This is a genomic window from Thiorhodococcus minor, from assembly GCF_010820565.1.
In the GTDB taxonomy this organism is placed as follows: Bacteria; Pseudomonadota; Gammaproteobacteria; order Chromatiales; family Chromatiaceae; genus Thiorhodococcus; species Thiorhodococcus minor.
This window is the reverse complement of record NZ_JAAIJQ010000130.1, coordinates 1-10,509: the sequence shown is the minus strand read 5'-3', so window position 1 is coordinate 10,509 and position 10,509 is coordinate 1. Positions and strand designations below refer to the sequence as shown.

At 67.1% G+C, this 10,509-nt stretch carries 5 protein-coding genes; 3 read left to right on the top strand and 2 right to left on the bottom strand.

What is annotated here, in order from left to right:
- The first annotated feature begins 222 nt into the window (after positions 1-222).
- The 3 genes from G3446_RS24445 to G3446_RS24435 all read left to right on the top strand — a co-directional run bounded on the left by G3446_RS24445 (position 223) and on the right by G3446_RS24435 (position 5,555).
- Positions 223-501, top strand: a complete 279-nt coding sequence (locus tag G3446_RS24445) for a hypothetical protein (protein WP_164456245.1) — start codon at positions 223-225, stop codon at positions 499-501.
- Positions 502-794: 293 nt separating this feature from the next.
- Positions 795-1,964, top strand: coding sequence for an efflux RND transporter periplasmic adaptor subunit (locus G3446_RS24440; RefSeq protein WP_164456243.1), 1,170 nt, complete (start codon positions 795-797; stop codon positions 1,962-1,964).
- A gap of 342 nt (positions 1,965-2,306) precedes the next feature.
- On the top strand, positions 2,307-5,555 hold the full coding sequence (locus G3446_RS24435) for an efflux RND transporter permease subunit (RefSeq protein WP_164456241.1): 3,249 nt from the start codon (positions 2,307-2,309) through the stop codon (positions 5,553-5,555).
- A gap of 282 nt (positions 5,556-5,837) precedes the next feature.
- Here G3446_RS24435 and G3446_RS24430 read toward each other — a convergent pair whose 3' ends face one another.
- Together G3446_RS24430 and hrpA are read right to left on the bottom strand one after the other, a co-directional pair.
- On the bottom strand, positions 5,838-6,311 hold the full coding sequence (locus tag G3446_RS24430; RefSeq protein WP_164456239.1) for a rod shape-determining protein: 474 nt from the start codon (positions 6,309-6,311) through the stop codon (positions 5,838-5,840).
- Between the two features lie 54 nt (positions 6,312-6,365).
- Positions 6,366-10,367: an ATP-dependent RNA helicase HrpA gene (gene hrpA, locus G3446_RS24425; protein WP_164456237.1), complete on the bottom strand. Its 4,002-nt coding sequence runs from the start codon at positions 10,365-10,367 to the stop codon at positions 6,366-6,368.
- Positions 10,368-10,509 lie beyond the last annotated feature (142 nt).

Genomic DNA, 10,509 nt, shown 5'->3' with positions numbered 1-10,509 from the left:
CGCAGCTACATGTCTCATCAGCAGTTCACATGGCAGCCACCTCGCAGGCTGCTAGACTGGCCAGGTTTCTCCTGGCAAACCAAAGGCGCGAAGGACACGAAGAAAAACAGAGGCTTGCATTGCCGCGTCGCTTCACCCTCTGGGTAAGCATGGCTTCGCAGACAAGATGTTGTAATCCTTTGCGCTCTTTGTGCCCTTTGCGGTTCAACTGCTCTTTTTGGGATGAAGCGACTTCCCTCGGGCGCAACCGCCCTCACGGTCGACCTCGGCGGCAAAGGTGCGCAAAAAGCGGACTTCTACGCCAAGCTGGTCAACAAGGATCTCGCCGAGATCAACTCCTACTGGGCTCGCCTGATCTTCTCCGGCCAAGGCTCGCCGCCCATGCAAGCAGACACCGCTGAGGACGTGCTCGAGATCCTGGAGAACAACAAGGGCGCGATCGGCTATGTCGACGCGGACAAGGTCGGGCCAGGCGTCAAGGTGGTCTTCACCCTGCCCTGATCCCCGATCGGCATCCGACGCGACTGGATACCCGACAGGGTCGTCATCCGGCCAGACCTCCTGGCGGCCCCGCCAACGGCGGGCGGCACCCGCGCGGTCGCCGCCGCGCCCATCCGATCCGGCGCCTGGCAGCACGCCCTGACGTTTAGGATCAAGCGCTTCCGGCCCGGCTCAACCGCCTCTATGCTATCCTTCGCGCCCTTCGTCGGGAGGCGAGCGTCTGGCTGAGCCTCCCGTTTTGCGGCCGATCCAAGCGCGGTACCGCAGTCTCATGACTCTTGGAGGACGTTGTGATGGCCATTCCTCACCGATTACTGATCGTCTCGGCACTTATCGCCGCAGGCGGGGCCTCGCTGTTCGGGCTGGTCGCGGCTCAGGAGCCCGCCGCCCCGACAGCAGAGGGGACCCCCGCCCCGATCGCCGAAATGATTCCCCCACCCGCCAGCGAGAGTCCTCGCTGGACGACGGTGGAGCGCCGCAGTCTCGGCGGCAATACCACCGTGGGTGGCACCGTGGTCCCCTTGGAGGAGATCACCTTCACCGCCCAGATGCCGGGCAGTGTCGAAATGATCGCGGGCAACGAGGGCGACTTCTTCAAGCGCGGAACGACGCTCGCGGAGCTCGACGAGAGCGCGCTGCGGGCGCAGCGCCAGGCCGCGATCGCCGCCATCACCAACGCCCAGGCGGCGGTCCGCAATGCCGAGGTCCAATACCAGCGCGAGCGCGAGGACCCCAGCCCCAAGCAGAGCGGCAACATGATGAGCCAGATGATGCCCATGCCCTTCTTCGGCGGCGACCGCGAGACGGGTGTGACCCGAGGGGCCACGCTGCATCAGTACCGCACGCAGATCGAGCAGGCGCAAGGCGCCGTGGTCACGGCCCAGGCGCAGCTGCGCGAGGTCGACGCCAAGCTGGAAGACGTCAAGAGCGTCGCCCCTTTCGACGGCTACATCACGCACAAGCAAGTGAACGCGGGCGACACCGTTCAGCCCGGCCAGCCCTTGCTCAGCTTCGCCGACATGACGCACCTGCAGGTGCAGACGGACGTCCCGACCCGCCTCTCGGCCCCCTTGAGCCCGGGCTTCGTGACCAAGGTCAAGCTCGACGACCCCAGTCAGACGGTCGTCATGGCACGCGTCGCCCAAGTCTTCCCCATGGCCGACCCGACCCGCCACACGGTCCGCGTCAAGCTGGATCTGCAGGAGGGCGCCCCCGCCAAGGCCGGCATGTATGCGGAGGTCCTGATCCCGCAGCCGCAGTCTGACATGGGCTCCGCCCCGGTCATTCCGGTGTCCGCCCTGGTCTATCGCGGCGGCCTGCCCATGGTCTACGTGCTCGACGACCAAAACCGCTCGCGCCTGCACCTGCTGCGCCTCGGCGAGCAATACGGCGACACGGTCAGCGTCCTCACCGGACTCCAGGGTGGCGAGCGGATCCTGCTGAATCCCTCGGAGGCCGACTGAGCGCTCCCTTAGCCGTCGGCGGCACCGCGGAGGACTGAGCCACGAAGACAGCTAGGGTGGACGAGCGAGAGCGAAGTCCACCGAGGCCCGCGCCGACGTTGGTGGACTGAGCTGCGCTTGTCCAGCCTACGAGAGCCGGCCGGGCAAGCGCGGGGCGTCGTCTCCAAGGGGAGTGCGACGCCGCGCTAGACCCAAACCATTGTTTCCTTAGTGTCCTTTGTGCCTTTGCGGTTCAAATAACCGGTTTTCGGAGCAACAGCCGAGCGACGACTCGGCCGCTCATGTTTCGACTGCACAGATGCAGCCAACCAAGAGACACCTTCATGTCACAGAGACACCTTCATGTCACACAGCACAAGCCATACGTCCGCTGAGAGGGAGCACAAGCTCGGCCTCGCCGGCCTGACCGCGCGGACCTTCATCCACTCGCCCCTCTCCCCCCTGCTCTTCTTCGCCATGCTGGCGATGGGCATCCTGGGTCTGATGTCGACCCCGCGCCAGGAAGACCCACAGATCTCGGTCCCCATGATCGACGTCTTCGTCCAGTATCCGGGCGCCTCCACCGACCAGGTCGTCAGTCTGGCCGTCAACCCGCTGGAGCGGCTGCTCTCTGAGATCCCGGGCGTCAAGCACGTCTACTCCGCTAGCGAGCGCGAGCAGGGCGTCATCACGGTCCGTTTCAAGGTCGGCGAGGAGATGGGGCCCTCCCTGGTCAAGGTCCACGACAAGCTCCAGGCCAATCGCCAGGTCCTGCCGCCCGGCGCGCTGGAGCCCGTCGTGCGGCCCAAGGGGATCGATGACGTCCCAGTCGTCACCCTCACGCTCTGGTCCGAGGTCGTCGACGACGCCGCCATGCGCGCGCTCGGCGCCAAGCTGCTCCAGAGCCTGTCGCAGATCCCCAACGCGGGCCAAGGCTTCGTGGTCGGCGGACGGCAGGAGCAGATCCGCGTCGAGGTCGAGCCCCAGCGGCTCGCCGGATTCGGCGTCACCTTCGACCACATCGCCGAGACCATCAAGACGGCCAACGCCGAGCGCCGCACCGGCGACGCCGAGGCGGACGAGCGCCACCTGACCGTCTATACAGGCTCCTTCCTGCGCAATGCCTCGGATGTCGAGCGCCTCATGCTCGGCACCTACAACGGCGCGCCCATCTACATCCGCGACGTCGCCCGCGTCAGCCTGGAGCCCGAGGAGTACAAGCAGCAGGTCAACTACTACACAGGCCCCAGCTACCCGGGCGATGCCGAGGCCGACGGCATGCCGGCCGTCACCATCGCCCTCGCCAAGAAGGAAGGCAGCAATGGCGTCACCGTCGCCAATGCCATCCTCGACAAGGTCGAGCAGCTCAAGGGTCAGCTCATCCCGGACAACGTCCGGATCGAGGTCACGCGCAACTACGGCAAGACGGCCAACGACAAGGTCAACGAGCTGATCTTCAAGCTCTTCGTCGCCACAGGCGCGGTCAGCTTGCTGATCCTGCTCGCGCTCGGCATCAAGCCGGCCATCGTAGTGACCCTGGTCATCCCCGTGGTGCTGCTGATGACGGTCTTCTCGGCCTGGATCCTCGGCTACACCATCGACCGCGTCAGCCTCTTCGCGCTCATCTTCTCCATCGGCATCCTGGTGGACGACGCCATCGTCGTCGTCGAGAACATCTACCGCCGCTGGCTGATGAAGGGCGAGACGGACACGAGCACCGCCGTCGCGGCCGTCGCCGAGGTCGGCAACCCGACCATCATCGCCACCCTCACTGTGGTCGCGGCCCTGCTGCCCATGGGCTTCGTCTCTGGGCTCATGGGGCCTTACATGGAGCCCATCCCTGCGCTGGGCTCGGCCGCCATGCTCTTCTCGCTGTTCGCCGCCTTCGCCTTCACGCCCTGGCTCGCGATGCGCATCAAGCCCGGCCTTGCCGCCATCAAGAAGGCGGAAGAGCGCGAGCACAAGACGGCCGAGACGCTGGAGGGCTTCTTCCGCGGCCTGCTCGTGCCGCTGATCGAGCGCAAGCCGCTCGGGTACGCCTTCCTGTTCGGGCTGATCGGCGCCTTCTTCCTGTCGTGCGGCCTCTTCTACGCCAAGGCGGTCGCCTTCAAGATGCTGCCCTATGACAACAAGCCGGAGCTCAGCGTGGTGCTGGACATGCCGGAGGGCACGGCGCTCGGCAAGACGGTCAACACGGCCCGCTTGCTGGCCGACCAGGTGCGAGGCATCCCCGAGGTGCTGGCCATCCAGACCTACGCGGGGACCGCCAAGCCCTTCGACTTCAACGGCATGGTCCGCCACTACTACCTGCGCCAGAAGCCCTGGCAGGGTGAGATCCAGATCCAGGTCACGGACAAGCACGAGCGCGACCGCAGCAGTCATGAGATCGCACTCGAGGTGCGGGATCTGCTGACGCCCCTGGCCCAGGACGCAGGTGCCCGCATCACCGTGGTCGAGATGCCGCCCGGCCCGCCCGTCCTGCAATCGGTCGTCGCCGAGATCTATGGCCCGGATGCCAAGACCCGCCGCCAGGTCGCCGCGGACATGACCCAGATGTTCGAGGAGGTCGACAGCCTGGCCGACGTCGACAACTACATGCATGAGCCCTATGAGATCCTGCGCTTCGACGTCGACGCCGAGAAGGCGGTGCGGCTGGGCATCTCGGTCGACACCGTCATCCGCAACCTCGACATGGCGCTCGGCGGCTTCCAGGCCGGCGACGTCAAGCGCGGCCGCCTGCTGGAGCCGACCTTCATCACCATCGAGGTCCCGCTGGCGATGCGCGCCAACCTCACCCGGCTCTCGGACCTGCCCATCCCGACGGCGGACGGACGCGCCGTGCCGCTCACCGAGCTTGGCAGCTTCGTCAAGACGCCCCAGGACCCCATCGTCTACCACAAGGACTTGCGCCCCATGGAATACGTGGTCGGCGACGCCGTCGGCAAGCTGGGCGCACCGCTCTACCCCATGCTGGAGATGGAGGACAAGCTCAAGGACTACCGCACGCCGGACGGCGTGACCCTGTCGGGCACCATGTTCACCGGTGCGCCACCGGACAACGGCCAGTCCGGGTTCGAGTGGTCGGGCGAATGGACCGTCACCTATGAGACCTTCCGCGACATGGGCCTGGCCTTCGGCGTTGCCTTGGTGCTCATCTACATGCTGGTGGTCGCCGAGTTCGGCAACTTCGTCACGCCCGGCGTCATCATGGCGCCCATCCCGCTGACGCTGCTGGGCATCGTGCCCGGCCACTGGCTGCTCGGGGCCGACTTCACGGCGACCTCCATGATCGGCTTCATCGCCCTGGCCGGCATCATTGTGCGCAACTCCATCCTGCTGGTGGACTTCTCCATCGAGGAGGTCGAGCGCGGGCAGAGCGTCACCGAGGCCGTCATCAGCGCCTGCAAGGCGCGCACGCGGCCCATCCTCATCACCGCGCTCGCCCTGGTGGCAGGATCCAGCGTGATCCTGACCGATCCCATCTTCCAGGGCATGGCCATCTCGCTGCTCTTCGGCGTGCTGGTCTCCACACTGCTGACCTTGGTGGTCATCCCCTTGGGCTGCGTCAGCGCCGGCAAATACCTGGTCCGAAGAGGGTCCACGCACGCCTAGCAAGCCGCCATCGAGACTTGCCAGCGAGCCTCGGATGCGGTGAGACGCGAGCGCCACCTCGGAGACGAGCTGCGCGACTCGCGCCCTCACCGCAGTCCACCTTGCCCGGCGCGCCTCGATGGCTTGCAATTGTGTTGACGACGTGCCGGCCGCACCCGCGGTGCGGTCGGTGACGCCATCGATCGAAGATATCGTCGCAATGGGCGTTCGCCTGCAACGGCGGCACAACCTCTTTTCGGGGGCTTATCAGCGGCGCTGTACGACGAAGAGAGCGCCCGCCCCTCAGGGCCGAGATCGTCCTGGCGACGCATACCGCATCACAGCTTCCAGGCTCAGCGCCGCCCCCCTATGGATCAGGCACTGGCGGCAGCCGGCGCCGATGCAAAGCTCGTAGAGGGCGCGCCTCTCGATATCCGTGAGACCGCCGTCGAAGTCCCGCTCCGGATGGAGGATGCCGAGCGCGACCGAGCTCCACCAGCGCCCCTTCGTCAGGGGGCGAATGGCCGACTTCAGGAGGCTCTCCGCCGCCGCGAAGTCGTCGATGACGATGCGCGGATGCGCGAAGGGGTTGACGACCCGAGTGCCCGCGCGCCCTTCGAGCGCCCGCGCATCGGCCCCGATCGCGAGGACGCGCGCCCGGCCAGGCCGATCCTCGAGCGCGATCAGTGGCTCGCACTCGAAGCTGGCGGCTCGCTGAGGGCTGGAGACCCGAAGACGCCGCTCTGAGCATTGGATGTAGAGTCGGATACCTAGCATCTGCGGCGTCTCCCTGTCATACCTGCGTCACCGCCCGCGACAGGGCCCAGGCACTCATAGCCCCAGCTCCTTCCAGCGCGTCTGGATGCGCTTGACGGACACCGGCAGCGCGGTGCCGAGCTGCTGGGCGAAGAGGGAGACGCGCAGCTCTTCGAGCAGCCAGCGGATCTCGTCCAGGCGCGGATCCTGTCGGCCGGCCGAGCGGGCGGCCTGCGCGCGCTCGCGCCAGCGCGTCTGGAGATCCGCCATCTCCGCCATCCACTGCCGATCTCGGGTCGGCGCGTGCGCCAGCCGGTCGATCCGTTGCGCGACCGCCTTGAGGTAGCGGGGATAGTCCTTGAGGTGTGCGTAGGGAACGGACTGGGCGAAGCCGCGGAAGACGAGGTTGTCCAGGTGATCGCGAATGTCCATCACCGAGGGCATCCAATTCACCTGGGTGATGTTCGCGAGGCGTTTCCTCAGCGCCTGATAGGTGCCGAGGATCTCGCCGACCAGGGCTGACACCTCGTTGGCGGTCGAGAAGAGCAGCCCCTTGCGCTCGCCGAGCCTGGCCTCGAACGCCTGCTGCGAGCGGATCTCGGGCAGTCCCTCGGTGAAGGTCAGATCCAGGATGAGCGCGACCAGCTCGTCGGCCAGATCCGCCCCCTTCTCGGCTTTCGCCTTGCCCCCTTTGCCAGCGCTGGACTCGCCCAGCCTTGGCGCCTTGGCATATTGCAGCCGCATCCGGTCGAGATTGGGCAGCCCCTTGCGCAGCCGGCGCACATCCGCCCCCAGGTGCAGCATCAGGAGCCGGCGCAGGCCAGCGCGCTGGGCCTTGGCCGCACTCTCGGCGGAGTCCAGGACCTGGATCGCAACACTGTCCCCCATGTCGACCAGGGCCGGGAAGCCGCGCAGCTTGATGCCGCCGCGCGTGAGATCGACATGCTCGGGCAGATCGCCGAAGTCCCAGCGGGTGATGCCGGTGCGCTCCAGATCGCTGGTCGGGATGTGGGCGAAGCCTTGCTGCGCCTGGTCGGCGAAGTCGCGCTTGAGTCGCGCCGGGTCGTCGCCGACGGCGAGGCGCTTCCCGGACTCGTCGACGAGCCGGATCTTCATGCGCAGGTGCTCGGGCACGGCCGTCGGGTCCCAGGCATCCTCCGGGACCTGGATGCCGGTCATGGCCTTCAGCTCCTCGCCCAGGGCCTGGATCAGCGGGCGATCCGAGGGCGCCAGCCGGCTCGCCAGCTTGGCGGCGGTATCCGGGATGGGCACGAAGGACTTGCGGATCTGCTTGGGCAGAGCCCGCAGCAGCGCCGCAATGCGCTCTTCGATCAGCCCAGGCACCAGCCACTCCAGGCGATCGGCGGAGACCTGATTGATGAGCGGCAGGGGCACCACCAGGGTCACGCCGTCCGCGGCACTGCCCGGATCGAAGTGATACTCCAGGGGCAGCGCGGTGGCGCCGACCTGGAGGCTGTCCGGGAAGACCTGCTGGGTGATGTCCGTGGCCTCGTGCTGCATGAGGTCGGACATCTGCATGTGCAGCAGCTTGGGCTCCTTGCCGCTGGCCCGGCGCAGCCACTGCTCGAACTGCGGCTTGGAGTAGATGCCGCTGGGGACGCGCTCGGCGTAGAAGGCGTAGATGGCCTCCTCGTCGACCAGGATGTCGCGCCTGCGGGACTTGGCCTCGAGGTGGCGGACGTACTCGATGAGGTCCTGATTGTGGCGCCAGAATGGGGCGCGCGTCTCGAAGTCGCCCTCTGCCAGCCCGAAGCGCAGGAAGATCTCGCGGGCCTCGGCCGGGTTGATCGGCCCATAGTTGACGCGCCGCTTGGGGACCAGTGTGACCCCATAGAGCATCACCTTCTCGAAGGCCGCGACCTGACCGGATTTGGACTGCCAATGCGGCTCCGAGTAGCTGCGCTGGACGAGATGCGCGGCGGTCCGTTCGATCCAGGCCGGCTGGATCTTGGCGGCGGTGCGCCCGTACTGGCGCGTCGTCTCGACCCGCTCGGCGACCACCAGCCACTTGGGCGGCTTGGCGAACAGCACCGAGCTGGGGTGGACGAAGAAACGGCTGTTGCGCGCGCCCTGAAGCTCCCGCTCCGCCTCGCGGAAGCCGATATTGCTCAGCAGCCCCGCCAGCAAGGCCCGGTGAATCTTCTCGAAGCTATCGACCTGCTGACCTTTGCTCCCAGCCGCTGGCGTCTGCCCACCGGCGGCTGGCGGCTGGAAGCTGGCGGCGGACAGCTTGAATCCCATCTCCAGCATCTGCTCGCGCAGCTGGGTGTGGATGTCGCGCCACTCCTGCACCCGGTTCCAGGACAGGAAGTGGCGCTGACAGAGCTTGGTGAACTTGTTGCGGGAGAGCGCCTTGCGCTCCTTCTCGATGAAATTCCAGAGATTGAGGAAGCTCAGGAAGTCCGAGTCCTCGTGGGCGAAGGTCGCGTGGATCTCGTCGGCGGCCTGCTGCTTGTCGAGCGGGCGCTCGCGCGGATCCTGCACGCTCAGGGCGGCCGCAATGATGAGCACCTCCTCCAGACACTGATGCTCGACGGCCGCCAGCAGCATGCGCCCGATGCGCGGATCGACCGGCAGGCGCGCGAGCTGACGGCCCAGAGACGTCAGCTCGCCCTTGGCGTCGATGGCGGCCAGCTCTTCCAGGGTCCGGTAGCCGTCCGAGACGAGCTTGGCGTCCGGCGGATCGACGAAGGGGAAGCGCTCGATGTCCCCGAAGCCCAGCAGCTTCATCTGCAGGATGACCGCCGCCAGGTTGGTGCGCGCGATCTCGGGCTCGGTGTACTCGGCGCGGGCCTGGAAGTTGTCCTCGCTGTAGAGGCGGATGCAGACGCCCGAGGCGACGCGCCCGCAGCGTCCCTTGCGCTGATTGGCGCTCGCCTGCGAGACCCGCTCGACCGGTAGACGCTGGACCTTGGTGCGGTGGCTGTAGCGGCTGATGCGCGCGAAGCCGGGGTCGACCACATAGCGGATGCCGGGCACGGTCAGCGAGGTCTCGGCCACGTTGGTGGCGAGCACCACCCGGCGCGTGCTGTGCGACTGGAAGATGCGCGCCTGCTCCTTCGGCCCCTGGCGCGCGAACAGCGGCAGGATCTCGGTCGACGGCGGATGGTGCTTGCGCAGCGTCTCGGCGGTCTCGCGGATCTCGCGCTCGCCGGAGAGAAAGACCAGCACGTCCCCCGCCCCGAACCGCGCCAGCTCGGCGACCGCGTCCGAGATGGCCTGCTGCATGGCCTCGTCGCGCTCCGCCGCGCTCTCCTCCTCGGGAGGCTGATAGCGGACCTCGACCGGATAGGTGCGGCCGGAGATCTCGATGATGGGGGCGGGATGGCCCTCGGCATCCGCGAAGTGCTTGGCGAAGCGCTGCGGGTCGATGGTCGCCGAGGTGACGATGACCTTGAGGTCCGGGCGCTTGGGCAGGATGCCGCGGAGATAGCCGAGCAGGAAGTCGATATTGAGGCTGCGCTCGTGGGCCTCGTCGATGATGAGGGTGTCGTACTCGTTGAGGAAGCGGTCCTGCTGAATCTCGGCGAGCAGCATGCCGTCCGTCATCAGCTTGATGGCGGTCTCGGGGCGGACGCGGTCGTGAAAGCGCACCTTGTAGCCGACGAGCCCGCCCGTCTCCGCCCCCAGCTCTTGCGCGACGCGGCTCGCCAGGCTGCGCGCGGCGATCCGCCTCGGCTGGGTATGGCCAATGCGCCCGAGCATGCCGCGCCCCAGGTCCAGGCAGATCTTAGGCAGCTGGGTCGACTTGCCCGAGCCGGTCTCGCCGCAGAGCACGACCACCTGGTTGCGCGCGATCAGCTCGGCGACCTCGTCGCGGCGCTCGCTGACGGGGAGCTCGGGCGGATACTGGATTTTGGGCACGCCGGCCTTGCGCCGCTCGACGAGGGCTTGGGACTCGCGGATGGCCTGCCAGAGCCTGGCGAGCCCCTGATCATAGGGCTGGCCCTGCTTCGCGCGGCGGCGCAGGCCGCGCAGCCGTCCGCGAAAGGCATGGCTGTCGCGCGTGAGACAAGGCTCGAGGTCGTGCTCGGTGGGGAAATCGGTCGTGGTCAAGCTAGATCCAAAGGGGTCGATGAGCAGTGGCCGACGGGAAGCCGCCGAGGGCTGGCGGCGGCCTTTAGTCCCTTATCGACAAAATCTTTGACAAAACGATGAGAATTCTAAAGGGCCTCCAGCACGAGACTCGGCTGCACAA